General features: G+C 47.2%; 13 protein-coding genes. 2 read left to right on the top strand and 11 right to left on the bottom strand.

The annotated features are described in order from the left end of the window. The first annotated feature begins 61 nt into the window (after window positions 1–61). On the top strand, window positions 62–1,201 hold the full coding sequence (locus tag H6F90_RS01850) for a metallophosphoesterase (RefSeq protein WP_190549698.1): 1,140 nt from the start codon (window positions 62–64) through the stop codon (window positions 1,199–1,201). Here H6F90_RS01850 and H6F90_RS01855 read toward each other — a convergent pair. From H6F90_RS01855 to H6F90_RS01890, 9 genes are all read right to left on the bottom strand, one after another. Next, a complete protein-coding gene (locus H6F90_RS01855; RefSeq protein ID WP_190549700.1) occupies window positions 1,188–2,225 on the bottom strand; it encodes a chemotaxis response regulator protein-glutamate methylesterase in 1,038 nt (345 codons plus the stop codon). The genes H6F90_RS01850 and H6F90_RS01855 overlap by 14 nt on opposite strands. Beyond that, window positions 2,222–4,672 (bottom strand): response regulator, encoded by a 2,451-nt coding sequence (locus tag H6F90_RS01860; RefSeq protein WP_370587921.1) that lies wholly within the window; start codon window positions 4,670–4,672, stop codon window positions 2,222–2,224. Before H6F90_RS01860 ends, H6F90_RS01855 begins: the two co-directional genes overlap by 4 nt. After that, complete coding sequence (locus H6F90_RS01865; RefSeq protein ID WP_190549702.1) at window positions 4,672–5,349, bottom strand: chemotaxis protein CheW; 678 nt, start codon at window positions 5,347–5,349, stop codon at window positions 4,672–4,674. Before H6F90_RS01865 ends, H6F90_RS01860 begins: the two co-directional genes overlap by 1 nt. Window positions 5,350–5,393: 44 nt before the next feature. Then, window positions 5,394–7,022, bottom strand: coding sequence for a methyl-accepting chemotaxis protein (locus tag H6F90_RS01870; protein ID WP_190549704.1), 1,629 nt, complete (start codon window positions 7,020–7,022; stop codon window positions 5,394–5,396). Further along, the gene (locus H6F90_RS01875; protein ID WP_190549706.1) at window positions 7,009–7,209 is read right to left on the bottom strand and encodes a hypothetical protein; all 201 of its coding nucleotides are present in this window, start codon (window positions 7,207–7,209) and stop codon (window positions 7,009–7,011) included. Before H6F90_RS01875 ends, H6F90_RS01870 begins: the two co-directional genes overlap by 14 nt. 50 nt (window positions 7,210–7,259) lie before the next feature. Next, a complete protein-coding gene (locus tag H6F90_RS01880) occupies window positions 7,260–8,957 on the bottom strand; it encodes a methyl-accepting chemotaxis protein (protein WP_242024274.1) in 1,698 nt (565 codons plus the stop codon). 24 nt (window positions 8,958–8,981) lie between these two features. After that, a complete protein-coding gene (locus H6F90_RS31015) occupies window positions 8,982–9,110 on the bottom strand; it encodes a hypothetical protein (RefSeq protein WP_255524954.1) in 129 nt (42 codons plus the stop codon). Window positions 9,111–9,299: 189 nt separating this feature from the next. After that, window positions 9,300–10,643 (bottom strand): protein-glutamate O-methyltransferase CheR, encoded by a 1,344-nt coding sequence (locus tag H6F90_RS01885; protein ID WP_190549710.1) that lies wholly within the window; start codon window positions 10,641–10,643, stop codon window positions 9,300–9,302. Window positions 10,644–10,654: 11 nt separating this feature from the next. Further along, window positions 10,655–11,122 (bottom strand): chemotaxis protein CheW, encoded by a 468-nt coding sequence (locus H6F90_RS01890; RefSeq protein ID WP_190549712.1) that lies wholly within the window; start codon window positions 11,120–11,122, stop codon window positions 10,655–10,657. 306 nt (window positions 11,123–11,428) lie between these two features. On the opposite strand from H6F90_RS01890, the gene H6F90_RS01895 reads away from it, so the two are divergent. After that, on the top strand, window positions 11,429–12,760 hold the full coding sequence (locus H6F90_RS01895; protein ID WP_199295656.1) for an ATP-binding protein: 1,332 nt from the start codon (window positions 11,429–11,431) through the stop codon (window positions 12,758–12,760). 61 nt (window positions 12,761–12,821) lie between these two features. Here H6F90_RS01895 and H6F90_RS01900 read toward each other — a convergent pair whose 3' ends face one another. Further along, window positions 12,822–14,027: a glycosyltransferase gene (locus H6F90_RS01900; protein ID WP_190549714.1), complete on the bottom strand. Its 1,206-nt coding sequence runs from the start codon at window positions 14,025–14,027 to the stop codon at window positions 12,822–12,824. Between the two features lie 2 nt (window positions 14,028–14,029). After that, window positions 14,030–15,187 (bottom strand): glycosyltransferase, encoded by a 1,158-nt coding sequence (locus H6F90_RS01905; protein WP_190549716.1) that lies wholly within the window; start codon window positions 15,185–15,187, stop codon window positions 14,030–14,032. Between the last annotated feature and the right edge of the window lie 24 nt (window positions 15,188–15,211).

The following is a 15,211-nucleotide window of genomic DNA, read 5'->3' on the forward strand; positions in this document are numbered from 1 at the left end:
CTCCGCCATCAAGGGTGGAGTTGCTGTAACCGTTTGATCACCCGCTTTAAAAAATCACCTTATGAGCTTGCAGTTTCGCTTCGCTGTTGTCAGCGATCTCCATGTTGCCTTACCCCATACTATTTGGGAGCATCCTAATCGGTTTCACTTGGTCGAGGTGAGCATCCCTGCCCTGGAAATTATTTTGGCGCACTTAGAGCAACTAAATCTTGATTTTTTACTCATTCCTGGCGATCTCACCCAGCATGGCGAACCCGAAAATCATGCTTGGCTGACGGAGCGATTAGCACAACTCCCTTTTCCCACGTACGTTGTGCCTGGTAATCATGATGTCCCAACCCCTATGCCTGATGGCACTTCGATTGGTTGGGCTGATTTTCCCACCTACTACCATAAGTTCGGCTATGAAGATACCTCTCGGATGGATTACACCTGTGAACTCTTGCCTGGAGTGCGCTTAATTGGGCTGAACTCCAACCAATTTGACGCCCAAGGCAAACAAACAGGTTGTCTAGATGAGCAGCAGCTTAACTGGCTCAGTCACGTTTTAGCCGAAATCGAACCGGACGAATTAGTGCTAGTAATGCTGCATCACAACGTAGTAGAGCACCTGCCCAACCAATCGCAACACCCATTGGGCCGCCGCTACATGCTAGACAATGCGTCAACGCTCTTGCAAATGCTGCAAGACGCGGAGGTGCAGCTTGTATTTACTGGGCATCTGCATGTGCAGGATATTGCTCAGTACCAAGGTATTTACGAGATCACCACTGGCTCCTTGGTCAGCTATCCCCATCCCTATCGAGTTTTGCAGTTTCATCGCGATCGCCAGGGCCAACAATGGCTGCAAGTAGAATCCCATCGGGTTGACGCCGTGCCCGATTGGCCGCAACTGCAACAAGCCTCTCGTCAATGGATGGGCGATCGCAGTCATCCCTTCATGCTGAAACTGCTGACTCAACCACCGCTCAATTTGCCACCAGAAGAAGCTGAAGTTTTGCTGCCGAGCCTACGCTACTTCTGGGCCAAAATTGCGGATGGGGACGCTTTGTTTGACTTCTCGCACTTTCCTTTAGCCGCACAGCAGTACTTTGAGAGCTTTAGCGCCACCAATCGTTGGGGTAGTCCTGCATTGATCGATAACCACAGCACTTTGCTCCTGCGAACCAAGCAAGCAAAATCTTCATCTAAGCCCGTCTAGTCCAGCGGCGTGAAACCTGTTCCATACAAGCAGACGCGATCGCAGGTAGAGGTAAAACTTCTTTTGCAGCACCCAACTCAACCGCAGCTTTGGGCATGCCATAGACCACACAAGTCTCGCGATTTTGAGCGATCGTATGCCAGCCTGCGGCATAGAGAGATTTGAGACCCACCGCGCCGTCTTTGCCCATCCCCGTGAGCAGCACTGCCACTCCTTTACGGGGCCAGTGAGCCGCTACGCTGTTGAAAAAGACATCTACGGAGGGGCGATAGACACACTGGGATGGCTCTGGCGTATAGGCCAAAGTCAGATCTGCTTGCACAATCAAGTGATGGTTAGTACTAGCGACAGAAACAGTACCCGCCTGAAGGACTTGGCCATGCTGGGCAATTTTTACCGGGATAGTGGTTTGCTGATTCATCCATTCAGTTAAACCGGGAGCAAATTGAGCATCGACATGCTGAATGATGACCACCGCTGCCGGAAAATTAGCTGGGAACTGGGACAAAATGGTTCGCAGCGCTTGCGGTCCTCCAGTGGAAGCGCCAATCACGACCAAAGGAGGCGTCGAATGAGCGAAGCTGTCTGGCTGCACCGAGTTTGGCGATCGCGACTTTCGGGCTGTAGACTTGCCAATCAGCTTAGCTACCATCGCAATTTTAGCCAGTACTTCAGTGCCACTCGCCCCTTGTCCTTGTGGCCCCAAAATAGGCGTGTTCACTGCATCTAAAGCGCCATAACCCATTGCTTCAAACACCTTAGCGCCGTGGCCGCTCACCGTTGCGGTGACTAGTACGATAGCGCAGGGAGATTGAGCCATAATTTGGCGGGTTGCAGCGACTCCATCCAACTCAGGCATCAACAAATCCATCAAAATTAAGTCTGGGGTGTCTTGAGCGGCTTTCGTCACCGCTTCGGCTCCATTGCGAGCTATCCAAGCGACTTCGTATTCTGGAGCGCTGGCAACTACACGGCGAAGCGCTTCTACCGCCAGCAGCATGTCATTGACTATGGCAACTCTCATGCGATCGCCTCACCGATGAGATCGCGCACGGCCTTGAGGAGGGTGTCGTCATGAAAGCTACTTTTAGTTAGGTAGTAGTCCGCTCCCACTTCCAACCCCCGCATGCGGTCTTCTTCTCGGTCTTTGTACGACACAATAATCACGGGTAAGGATTTCAAGGTGGCATGTTGCTTCAATTGGCCAATCAGCTCAATCCCATTCATCCGAGGCATGTCAATATCCGTGACGACCAAATCAAAATGTCCCGTACGAATCGCATTCCAGCCATCTATACCATTAACCGCTACTTCCACCGCATATCCTTTGTTTTGCAATAACTTCCGCTCCATTTCCCGCACCGTAATGGAGTCATCTACGACTAAAACGCGTTTTTGAGCTTTAGGTGCTAGCTGGGCTGTTTTACGACTGATATGACTAAGCTGACCATTAGCTAGCAGTTGATCAATCGATCGCACCATGTCTTCCACATCGATGAGGAGGACCGGAGAACCATCTTCCAGGAGAGCCGCCGCGCTAATGTTTTTTACCTTACCCAAGCGGGAATCGAGAGGCCTGACCACTAGATCTCGTTCACCCAGAAACCGATCTACCACTAAGCCATAGCAGCTCAAGCGATCGCTGATTACGATGATCGGGAGATCCTTGGCATGACCGGAAGAGGCAGGTAGCTCTAGAACTTGATGAGCCACCACTAGACCAATATTTTGCTCATCAATAGTGAAGAACTGGCGGTTTTCTGCCACGGCGATCGCCTCTGGTTCTACCATGACAATGCGGTCGATCCGAGTCAGCGGCAAGGCATAAGGCTCACCAGAAATCTCGACCAAAAGCGTGCGAATGACTGATAAAGTCAGGGGCAATTGCAGGTAAAAAGTCATGCCTTTACCTGGTTTAGAGATCGCCCGTAAGCTCCCCCCAACTTCCTGAATCATGTTTTGCACAATATTTAGCCCCACACCCCGTCCCGAAAGCTCGGTCACGGTATCGCTGGTGGAAAAGCCTGGGAGGAACAGAAACTCAATTAGCTCCGCTTCTGTGAGTTGAGGAGCCATCTCAGGGCTGACCAATTGTTTGCTGACGATCTTGGCGCGTAAACGCTCAAAATCCATGCCTCGTCCGTCATCAGACACGGTGATCGAAAGCATGCCGCCCTGATGTAATGCTTCTAGGCGCACTAATCCTTCTGCTGATTTACCTGCTGCTAAGCGCTCTGCGACTGATTCAATGCCGTGGTCAACCGCGTTGCGGAGCAGGTGCGTGAGCGGTGCTTCTAGCTTTTCTAGAATGTCTCGGTCTACATCTGTAGCTTTGCCCAAAACTTCAAAGCGGATTTGCTTATCTAGCTGCCTGCCTAAATCTCGCACCATGCGCGGAAATGCCTGAACGCCATCGGCAAAGGGACGCATGTGGCTCGCCAAAACTTCGCGATAGAGACGATCGGACAAATTGGCAGAACGACGGGCAAATAGTTCCAGTTCATTCAAGCGATCGCTCAACATCTGACGGCAATCAGTCGCTTGCTGCCGCACGGTATTGAGGTAGTTTTCGCTGCGCTGATTTAAGGGCTGTCCGACTAAAGATTCCTGCAACTTTTCTAATAAAGTGGACAGATCTGTTTGTTGCCGCCTCAGTTTTAATAGCGAATCGGCAAATGGTTGCAGCCAATTTGCTTCTACTAGCGATTCTCCTGCCAATCCCATCAAACGACTGAGGTTGTCGGCACTGACTCGAACCACCCGATCTAAGTTGTCGGCTGTCTGCATACCAGACGAGCTGAGCGGTGTCGCTTTAGCTGTGGCGGATAATGCCGCGCCGGAAGCAACCGGATCAGCGATCGCTGTGGTGGCAATTTGGCTCTCTGCCACAGTTAAGCCCACAGTTGGCAGATGCGTTGCGATCGCTTCTGCTTCTAGAATCGGTGCTTGATTCAGTTCCTCAGGCGCGATCGTGACAACTGGAGTGATTTCTACTGAAACGGTGGCGTTAGAAATGACTGCTAGTTCGTTGGCGAGAGATGGCGGTTGTAGGTCTGATTGTGGGTCTAGTAAAGTGGCGATCGCCTTGACCAGCGCTTCAATCCCCGCCGTTTGCTCGGCTAGCCACTCCTGTAATTGAGCCTCTGGAACTTGGCTTAACCGTAACAACAGATCAACGCCTTGGAGCAGCACATCAATATGCTCTGCTGCTAAAGTTGCAGTGCCCATCTGAGCACTCGCAAAGCAATCTTCCATCACATGAGCCAGTCGGACGCCCACCTCTAAATCAACAATTCGCGCGGCTCCTTTAATCGAGTGGGCGGCACGCATCAAAGACTCCAGAGTTTCAGGTAACCCAGGATGAGTTTCTAACTCCAACAAACCGTGGTTTAAGACTGCTGCTTGCGCCTCTACCTCCATCCGGAACAATTCCAGCATGGAGAAATGGCTAAAATCCTGATTTGCGCTCACTACAGCAGCCTCCGGTTCAAGGTGTAAAACAGCAGCTCGTCATCTAAATAGTTCACACTATGGTTTTGCCAGTTAATGATGCCCTTGGTGTAGGTATCCTTGGCATTCGAGAGCGTTGCAGGTAAATTGCGGATGTCATCGGGGTGAATGCGCTGCACACCATAGACTTCATCAACGGGAAATACCCAGCTACTTTTCTGGCTTTGCACCACCACCATGCGCTGATAGGCCATCTGATGCGTGGTTGAAGTAGCAGCCACCTGACCAATACCGAGCAGATCACGCAGAGAGATACACAATTGCAACTCACCGCGAATATTCACCAAGCCTTGAAAGATCTGGTTACTCCGGTGCGGCAAAGTCCGAACTGAGCTAACTTGGGTAATCTCCTGAAACAACAGCGCTGATAGGGCTAACCATTCCTGGCCCAAGCGAAAGATCACTACTGATAGAGTGCCCGCCGTCTGCTCTATTTTCTCCTCAGCTAAGGAGCTAGCCCACTCCAGCAGATAATTAGCCGGGATCTCTCGCTCTAATAAACTGCGTCCCGCTTGGGCGTAGACAGGACAGTTGCGGCAATGAATCATCTCCAAAAGTTCGGGGCAGGCGCGATCGCCGGAGACACCGATGGTATTCCAGCAGCGTTCGGAAGGAGATGACAAGTTTAGTTGATTCATAAGCTGCCGTAAATTTGAACCGAGACCGTTCTGATGTAAGAGCTTTAATGGGAAATTGGGCGATCGCTGACTTGAAACCGAGCAATCTCTTGATGCAATCCTTGCGCTACTTCCCCTAGCTGGGCGATCGCTCGATTAATTTCTTGGAGTGAATCAGCCGTTTGCGTCGATACATCACTCAGTTGCACCATGACATCACTAATCTGTTGTGCCCCTTGTGCCTGAGTTTCCATCCCCTGCGTCACAATCAAAAATTGCGGAGTCAGTGTTGTCACCTGCTCAATAATCTGACCCATTTGCTGGCTAATTTCCCTGACTTCCTCAGCTCCCTGCTTCACTTCCTGGTTGAACTTATCCATTTCCATCACCCCAGTGGAGACAGAAGCCTGCATTTCTTTCACTGTTTGCTCAATATCTAAAGTAGCCACAGCGGTTTGGTCGGCCAAGCGGCGAATCTCTCTCGCCACTACCGCAAAGCCCAACCCCTGTTCTCCTGCTTTTTCCGCCTCGATCGCAGCATTTAAAGAGAGTAAATTCGTTTGGTCAGCCACTTTGGTAATGGTCTTAACCACACCATTAATGCTTTGAGCCTTTTCGCGAATCACCTCCAGCCTGGAGGTAATGGAGGTGGTTGACCTCATTAATTGCTGCATCGAATTAGCCATAGCCGTGAGGTTAACCTGGCTCACACTGGCACTAGCAGCCGTAGTCTGAGACTTAGCAGCAACTACTTCCATCGTTTGCACTAAGTCTTCAGAAGTAACCGCAATCTGTTTTGCTGTCGCCACTACCTCGCGGGTCGAAGCCACTTGTTCAGTCACAGTCGCCTCTAGTTGTTTCCCAAAAGCAGTCAGCTTGGTGATAGAAGCCGTCACTTGAATGCCAGATTGTTGGACTTGGCCAACGAAGCCACTGAGTCCCCGAATCATCCTTTGAAAGGCGAGGAGAAGCTGACCGATTTCATTGCGATCGCTAATATCAGTTTTTACCTTTACGGTTAAATCACCGACAGAGATTTTCTCCGCAACATCTACAATCTCCGCAATCTGAGACTCCACTTGCCGAGAAAGCCAAAGCCCGATGATCAGATTAAAAACAACAGATATAATTACGCCCAAAAAAACTGAAACAACAACTAGTTTTTGGGCAGATTCAGATTCTTGCTCCAAGCGCTGTAATGCAGCCTGCTCTACCTGCAAAATTTGTTGTCGAGCTTCGTCAATATCATCCATTCGCAGAGATTTCATCAGAGCTTTAGCTTCAACCAATTGCCCTGAGTCAATTAGCTCAAAAATCTTCTGAGCAATTGTTTCATTTCGGTTCACCTTTTTGGCAAGATCCGCTATTTGCTGCTGACGCTCTAAACTCTGCGCTTGTTGATCCAGCTTTCCATAAGATTGATTGAATAGTTCTAAACCTTGATCATAGGATTGGATATAGCTTTTATCTTCTGGGAATAGCAGATAGCCTCGGACATTTCTGACCATTCTGGCAACACCCAGCACCATTTGGTCAACCTCAATAATGGTGGTCTGAGCTATCTTTTCTTCTGCCTGTCTTTGAAAAGCATTGCTTGTATTTACATGAACGATTCCACCTAGCCCCACTAAACACAAAATTGGTAGGGAGTAGCCTATCAAGATCCGGTCTCTTAGTTTCTTATGCTTCAACATAGGCTTTGTACTTAGATGAGTTGACTTTGAAGCGCGAAATCTCCTCCTTTAGTATCTGGGCCACCTCTTTCAGCAAGTCGATCGCCTGATTAATTTCCTTAAGAGAATCTGCCGTCTGCTCAGAGGTATCTCGCAGTTGCATCATGGCTTCGTTGATTTGTTGAGCGCCTTGAGCCTGGCCTTCCATGCCTTGATTGACCGTGATCAATCTGGGTGCTAGCGCCTCTACCTGTCAATCTAGTAGCTATAGGCAGGTTGGGGTTCAAGCGCGATCGCGCCTACCTTAAAGCGAGAAATTTCTTGGCGCAAACCCTGAGCTGCTTGGTTCAACTGCTCGATCGCTCGATTAATTTCTTGCAAGGCATCTGCTGTCTGCACAGAGGTTTCGCTCAACTGCACCATTGCCTCACTGATTTGTTGCGCTCCTTGAGATTGTGCTTCCATCCCTTGATTCACCACAGAAAAGCGGGGTGATAGTGCTTGTACTTGCTCAATAATTTCTCCTAACTGCTCACTGATAGTGCCTACATCCTCCACGCCTCGGCCCACTTCTTTGGTAAACTTGTCCATCTCCATCACTCCGGTGGAGACAGAAGATTGCATCTCCTTCACCATCTGCTCAATATCGAGGGTAGCCACAGCGGTTTGGTCGGCTAATCGACGAATTTCCCTTGCCACCACAGCAAAGCCCAAACCGTATTCCCCAGCTTTCTCTGCTTCAATAGCCGCATTGAGCGAGAGAAGATTAGTCTGGTCTGCCACTTTAGTAATCGTGTTAACCACACTGTTAATGTTGTTGGCCTTCTCACTAATAATTTCCAGCTTGGCAGAAATGGAATTAGTAGCAGCCACTAGCTGACGCATCGTAGTTGCCATTCGCAGCAAGTCTTCTTGGTTGGTAGCAGCAGCCACCGTTGTCTCTTGAGACATGGTTGCAACTTCTTCCATCGTGTTAGCCAGTTCTCCCGAAGTGGCAGCAATTTCTTTTGCGGTCACTACTACTTCATTGGTTGCCGCAACCTGCTCTGTGACGGTGGCTTCCAATTGTTTGCCAGAGGCTGCAATCTTCGTTGCAGAAGTCGTCACTTGAATACCCGATTGCTGTACCTGGCGGATCAGAGAGTTGAGGTTATGAGTCATAGATTGAAAAGCGACCAACAGCTTGTCAACTTCATCGTTGCTGTTATTAGCACTCTCAACCTGCGTAGTTAAATCTCCAGCTGAAATTTGTTCTGCTACCAATACCACATTGGCAACTTTTGCTCCCAAAGGCTTCGCGATCGTGCGACTGAGATAGATGCCCAAAGCGATCGCTACTGTTGGTCCTGTCACTAACGTAAATACCACCCAGAACGAAGTCTGACTACTATCTTGAATAGCCATAACCTGAGCGGCCTTCGCAACTTCAGTATTGGTGTCCAGAAGCCTAAGCAGATCCTCTGTAGCTACATCAAAAGTAGGACGTTCTTGTTGAGACAAAAAGCGGTTGAGAGTTTGCACTTCAGATTCAGTTAAACCGCTTTGCTTAGCTTCTTCGTAAAGCTGAAGAAATCGTTCTTGATCTGTTTTCCACTCCACCCAGTGAGGCTGAAAAGCGGATTTGTAAAGCCTAGCTTCTTCAGGGGTTTGAGGCGTTGACTCGTATTGTTTAAAGCCAGCATCAATTTGCTCCCAAGCCTTCTTGATTCTGATTAGCTCAGTCTCTTTGTCACTCTCGCTAATTTCAGGGTTAACCAAGGCTCGCATAGCGGACTGAATTTGAGTTTGTCCCTCATTGATTTTCCAAATACCAGCTACACTAGGAAGACTATTTTTAGTCAGAGTGTCAATATGTTTATTTAGACGAGAAATACCTAACCATCCGACACTCGCAGCAACTAAAACGATCGCACTCATTACCCCAAATGAGCCAATCAAGCGATTCTGTAGTGACATGTTCTTGAGCATAAGATTTTTCTATCAAGGTAAAGCTACAACAGAAGTTTGCGATCGCTTGCCATAACAAGCCACTTCAGCAAATACAACTCGGAATCCCGGATGGTACAGGATTGTGTCCACCTGCTTAGCCACGAAATCTTGAGAGGTCAAAATCAAACTTCATCAAGAACGTTGAACAGGAATAGATAACTTATATTTCCCTAATCTCAGCTCAGATTCACTAAAATTTTGCATCTGCCAGAAGCAGTTTTAGAAACACAAAGTTACTAAAAACAAGCCTCCGCAAAGGCTTAAATTAATCTTAGATATAGGTTTTAAGCTAAAAATTCAGCATTATATTTAGTGCTCAGATAAATGAATTCGCTGCAACCGTTGCCGCAACACCAGAGCACTCGCCAGATCACCCGACTGCTCTTTTAGTAAGACCAAGTGCAGCAGAGCTTCTTCGTGGTGCGGTTGTAAGTAGACAGCTTTGCGAAAACATTGCTCAGCTTCAGTTTCTTGGTCTACAGCTTGATAGAGTTGCCCTAAAAGGCAATAAGCCTCAGCATTATTACGATTTTGGTTGAGATACGCTTCACAGGCTGCAACTGCTTCAACCAATTGCCCGCCATCCGCTAGCGTTTTGGCAGCAGTCAAAGATGCTTTTTGGGAGTCAGACACAGCAGTAGAGCGAGCATTCACCAATATAGGTTTTGCCTCAATGCTAGGAACATTTGTCGGTTGCAACTCAATCGCTTTGCGAGTGGATGTTGTATTTCTACTAGCTTGGGCTGGAGAAGCATTCCGCTTTTGTCCCTGCTGATTGTAAGTCGTCAATACGGGGGCTTTATCTTGAGTACCAGACTCAACCTTACGGAAAGCAAATGCTAAAGCGTGCCGAATGGGACTAAATCGGGATGGAGGCAGTTGTCCCATTTCTGAGTGACCGACAAAGAACAAGCCATTTTTAATTAGCAAGCGATCTAAACGATGAATTGTTTGCTGCCTTGCTGGCTGATCTAAATAAATTAGTAAGTTGCGGCAAAAAACCACATCATAAGCTGGTTGATCCCAGAAAAGATTGGAATCTAATACATTCCCTTGGATAAAATTAACTGTTTTTCTAACAGGCTCATTGAGCGAATACCCAGCCACAACTCGCTGAAAGTATTTCTCCTTCAAAAAGCTATTTTTTTCGCCTCCTTGATTCAGAGCCTCTTCCCTTCCGATCGCAGCTTTGCCGCGAAATGAGTACTCGTCATAAACAGCTAGTTGGGCTTTTTGTAGAGCCTTTTGGCTAATATCAACAGCATCAACTTGAAATTGTTCTGCTCCTAACCCTGCTTCTAACAAAGCGATCGCCATTGAATAAGGTTCTTCCCCAGTCGAGCAAGGCGCACTCAAGATCCTGAAAACTTGATTGGGGTGGGCAGGTAGCCACTCCGACATCACATAGTGTGCCAATAACACGAACGGCTCGCGATCGCGAAAAAACCAAGTTTCTGGCACCACCACAGTCTCGATCAGGGCTGCCAATTCTGTCCCCGAAGTGTGCAATTGAGTTAGATAAGCTGCCATGTCTACTAGGCCACAGCTTGCCATGCGAGATCGAACCGCTCTAGCGATCGTATTAGAACCAATGGCAGCAGCATTCAAGCCAATCTTCTGCCTGAGTAAATTCTCGATTGTAGCTTCTATCATTCTCAGGTACTTTATTGCACAACTGGTAGATCAATTACTTGCGTTGGAGGTAGCTGCACTGGAGATAATAGGTGTTCCACATCAAGGCACTGGATCACACCTTGGGTATCCATTAATCTTTTGCCTAAATAAGGAGCTGTATCCACCACCATTCCCGCAGGAACCAGCGTAGTACTAGACGTATTAAAAGTTTGCGTCACTCTCTCTGCCAGTAAGCCTAATATTTGTGTCTGGTTCTCGGCACTGAGAAAGCGAGCCACAATAATTCGAGTACTTAAGTAGGATCGACAAGGACGACGACGAACCAGCTGGCATAGATCTACCACAGGCACCATATGACCACGGTAGTGCAACAGACCGGATACATAGGCAGGTGCTTGGTGCGGTTTTGTCAGTCCTATTAGCGGTAGCACCTCTACCACCTGCTGGCTCTCCAAGGCATAACGCTCATCATCAATTGCAAAGAGCAGCATCAACATAGGGCAGTCCTACTAAGCCGAACAGAATTTCTAGCAACTCAGCCAATTTCCGGCGCGATCGCTGAGGTTCACTTCTAGAATGACCAAATTAGGGCCAGACTTATCCAGTCAGTTGATGGAAGAAAATTAGCCAAAATGCGGATTAAGGAACTATACCTTATGAACTAGACTAACAGAATATACTCTCAGAAAACAGTATTATTATTAACTCTATTAGGTGCAATCAGTCGGTTTATCACTTACTTCAAGTTTTCCTCATCACACACATTCATGCCCTAAATACTAGCCATTTCATCAGCCTGGCTTATGATGTCAATGCCACCAGAAATTGTTACTAAAAGTCCGGAAGCATTCAGTGAATCCACCATACTTTCACCTGCTCCCCAAATTGTTGTTTTGCTCATTGATGATCAAATTATTATTGGTGAAGCAATTCGGCGGATGCTGGCTTCCGAACCAGATGTAATTTTTCATTATTGTAACGATGCTGCGCAAGCAATCCATCTTGCTGAAGAAGTTGCTCCAACAGTCATTTTGCAAGATCTAGTTATGCCTAACATCGACGGGTTGATGTTAGTTCGTCAGTTCCGCTCTAATCCCATTACTTGCAATATCCCATTAATTGTACTTTCGACCAAAGATGAACCGAAAGTCAAAGCGGAAGCTTTTGCATTAGGAATTAATGACTACTTAGTTAAACTCCCCGATAAAATCGAATTAGTTGCTCGCCTGCGATATCATTCCAGAGCTTATCTTAATCATCAAGCCCAGACTGCCGCACTGACGGCGCAAGCTCAAACTCAGAAGCTAGAACAAGCTTTGCAAGAGTTGCGAAAAACGCAATCGCAGTTAATTCAAACCGAGAAGATGTCGAGCTTGGGCCAGATGGTGGCAGGAGTAGCCCATGAAATTAATAATCCTGTTAACTTCATCTATGGCAATCTCAAGCATATTGAAAATTATATTCAAGAGCTACTAGATTTAGTTCATCTTTATCAAGAAGAATATCCTCAGCCAAGCACAAAAATTCAAAGTTATATTGAAACAATTGATTTAGATTTTGTAGCCCAAGATCTCCCTAAAACCCTATCCTCGATGAAAATAGGTGCAGATCGAATTCGTCAAATTGTCTTATCCCTACGTAATTTTTCTCGGCTTGATCAAGCTGAAATGAAACGAGTTAATTTGCACGAAGGCATTGACAGTACTCTTCTTATTCTGAATCATCGTATCAAGCAAGGAATTACTATTATTAAGAGCTACTATGACTTACCTTTAGTCGAGTGTTACCCCGCTCAGCTCAATCAGGTATTCATGAATATTCTGAATAATGCGATGGACGCGCTGTTAGAAGACTCAGGCAAAGCCCACAAACAAATCACTATCCAAACTGAACTAACGAATTCTCATCAAGTTCAGGTCCGTATTCAAGATAACGGTTGTGGGATTCCGCTAGAAATTAAGAATAAATTGTTCGATCCCTTTTTTACTACTAAACCCGTAGGCCAAGGCACTGGTTTAGGTCTCGCCATTTGCTATCAAATTGTCGAAAAGCACCAAGGTGAAATCGAAATTGGTTCTGGCCCAGAGGGAGGAGCAGAGTTTATTATTCGTTTACCAGTTCAGCACTTTTCTTAAGAGCAGCGATCGCCCAAGCCATACCAACTGAGCGGTGCTTGCAGAGAGACAAGTGCCAACACTAATCTCTGAGTTGAGTAAGAGAATGCGGTAGTGGTTGTTTCTGTACAATCGCGGTGTAAGCTGCTGCCAGTTGCTGGGCGATCGCGTCCCAGGAGTAATGAAATTGGGCAAATTGCCGCCCGTTCTCTCCGAGTTGCTGTCGTGACTCCGGCGAGTTGAGGAGTTGGGCGATCGCTGCGGATAAGGGTTCGACTTCACCCTCAACAATCAGCCCCGCTTCAGCTCTAGCGATGTCTGAGGCGATTTGGACATCGGGTGTAATGATGACAGGCAACCCAGCAGCCATTGCTTCCGCTACTGCCACACCAAAGTTTTCTGAAAAAGACGGTAAGACAAAAACGTCGGAGCCTTGTAGAAGTATCTCTTTATCTCGACCAGCAGCAAATCCAGTCAAGGAAGTTTGAGCGGTCAGATCTAAGGAAGCAATGAGAGTTTGGAGATAGTTGAGATAATCTGGCTCTCCAGCACCCGCTAAACATAGGTGGAAAGAATGCCCTTCCTTAGCCAAGGAACTGAGAGATTGGAGTAATAGATCTGGCCGCTTTTTGTAATGCAGGCGAGACAAGAATAAAATCACTGGGATATCAGCAGCTATCCCATATTTTTCACCTAACAACCTTCTGGCTTCGGGGTATGGGCTTGGTATGTCAACTCCCAGAGGAATGGTGATGGTAGGGGTGTAAATCCCAAATTTTCGGACATCTTCAGCTTCACCCAGAGCAGTACAGTGAATTGCTGTTGCCTGTTGAAGATTACGCTGTTCAATTAGTCGGCTGTAGAGCCGTTTTTTAGTTTGGCTTTGAGCTAGCGCCCAAGGAGAAAGCTGACCCATTGTACGCACTGTGTAGGGAATTTTCTGATGACGAGCGATCGCGCCTGCACAGGTTGAAGCGTAGGAAAACAAATAATGAGTTTCTAAGGTGTCATATTCAGAAAGATGTTGCCACAGCCAACGAGTTAGCTCAGCAGAAAAAAGAAATTCTTTCATCCGTAGCGGAAAGCGGGGAAAGAACCAAATGGGTACTTGCTGGTACTCGGTTCTCTGCTGGAGAGGAACATCTAAGGTGGTATTGCCATTATCGTTAGTTGTGGCAATCTCAGCCTCTATTCCTATATCTCGCAATGCTTTAACTAAATGCAGCACCACATGAGTAGGTCCACCTAAAAGAGGGCTAACGGAAGGCAGCACATGTAAAACCTTCATCTCTAGCTCTCCCAAGGATGAGTTGCGATTAAATTAGTGAGTTTTTGTTGGAAAGGTTCAAGCCCATAAATGTCGTTTACTCTCTGCCGCAGTTTTTCGGGCTGATAGAGAACAGGGTTGGGATAGGCTTGTTCTAAAATTTGAATGATGGTTTGGGCAATTTGAACTGCATCGTCTGGATCAACTAGAGCCCCTAATTCGCCTTGGCAAAGCGCATCGATCGCTCCATCTTGGTTGCCTCCTAGCGTGGGTTTACCACAAGCTAGTGCTTCTAGATACACAATGCCGAACCCTTCTCCTTTACTGGGCATGGCAAACACATCACAGAGATTGTAATGATCACAGAGTTCCTGATCAGGGACAAAGCCCGTTAAGGTTACATAGCCCTGTAGGCCAAGCTGTGTAATCAGTTGCTCAACTCGTGCACGATCATCTCCTTTACCTACCAGAACATAATGAATATTAGGGATAGTTTGACGAATGGTAGGTAAAGCTTCCAGGATCTTGTCGTATCCTTTGTAGCGCTCGGCTCGTGACAAGCGGGCTACAGTAAGGATGATGGGCTGTTCTGATGTGAGATTGTATCGCTTGAGTAAATAGTCAGGTTTAGAAGCTGGTTGGAAGCGTTGGGTATCGAACGTGACGGGCAATAGAGAAAATTGGTTGGTATCTAAGTGTTGCTCATCAATGAGGCGATCGCGGGTGTACTGACTAATTGAGATAATTTTTGCAGCAGCTTGGAGGGCCTTTTCTTTCATCGAACTCTCGATTTCCCAAGCATCCACGCCATAAACTAAAATCCAGTAAGGAATGCCTGTAAAACGGTTCAGCCAATAGGCGACGGGCGCGAAGTTAAGATGACCGCACAGAATTAACTTTGGACGTTGTTTTAATGCACTTAAAGTGATGCCTAGGGCAAAATGTAGAGTTTTTAGCCAACTGCGTTGATTGCCATACATGATGAATGAAACGGGATGGTGCTGCCAGTCTTGAGCAGGGTAAGAGCGATCTAGCTTGTCATGAACAGTAATGTTTAGGGTGGGGAACGCTTTTGTTAAAGCTTGCAGCACATCACCTAGATAAACTTGAATGCCACCTTTGAACTCAAACAAGTTCGGAAACCAGAGATGTAGTGAATTTGGTTCTGAAGATTGAGACATAGGTAGCTCAGTGGGAAGGTTATC

Source organism: Trichocoleus sp. FACHB-591, from assembly GCF_014695845.1.
Classification (GTDB): domain Bacteria; phylum Cyanobacteriota; class Cyanobacteriia; order FACHB-46; family FACHB-46; genus Trichocoleus.

Excerpts from the sequence above, each read along its gene's own strand:
- H6F90_RS01850 (WP_190549698.1), top strand. The coding sequence starts at position 62 with ATGAGCTTGCAGTTTCGCTTCGCTGTTGTCAGCGATCTCCATGTTGCC.
- H6F90_RS01855 (WP_190549700.1), bottom strand. The coding sequence starts at position 2,225 with ATGAGAGTTGCCATAGTCAATGACATGCTGCTGGCGGTAGAAGCGCTT.
- H6F90_RS01865 (WP_190549702.1), bottom strand. The coding sequence starts at position 5,349 with ATGAATCAACTAAACTTGTCATCTCCTTCCGAACGCTGCTGGAATACC.
- H6F90_RS01870 (WP_190549704.1), bottom strand. The coding sequence starts at position 7,022 with ATGTTGAAGCATAAGAAACTAAGAGACCGGATCTTGATAGGCTACTCC.
- H6F90_RS01875 (WP_190549706.1), bottom strand. The coding sequence starts at position 7,209 with ATGGAAGGCCAGGCTCAAGGCGCTCAACAAATCAACGAAGCCATGATG.
- H6F90_RS01880 (WP_242024274.1), bottom strand. The coding sequence starts at position 8,957 with ATGTCACTACAGAATCGCTTGATTGGCTCATTTGGGGTAATGAGTGCG.
- H6F90_RS01885 (WP_190549710.1), bottom strand. The coding sequence starts at position 10,643 with ATGATAGAAGCTACAATCGAGAATTTACTCAGGCAGAAGATTGGCTTG.
- H6F90_RS01890 (WP_190549712.1), bottom strand. The coding sequence starts at position 11,122 with ATGTTGATGCTGCTCTTTGCAATTGATGATGAGCGTTATGCCTTGGAG.
- H6F90_RS01895 (WP_199295656.1), top strand. The coding sequence starts at position 11,429 with ATGATGTCAATGCCACCAGAAATTGTTACTAAAAGTCCGGAAGCATTC.
- H6F90_RS01900 (WP_190549714.1), bottom strand. The coding sequence starts at position 14,027 with ATGAAGGTTTTACATGTGCTGCCTTCCGTTAGCCCTCTTTTAGGTGGA.
- H6F90_RS01905 (WP_190549716.1), bottom strand. The coding sequence starts at position 15,187 with ATGTCTCAATCTTCAGAACCAAATTCACTACATCTCTGGTTTCCGAAC.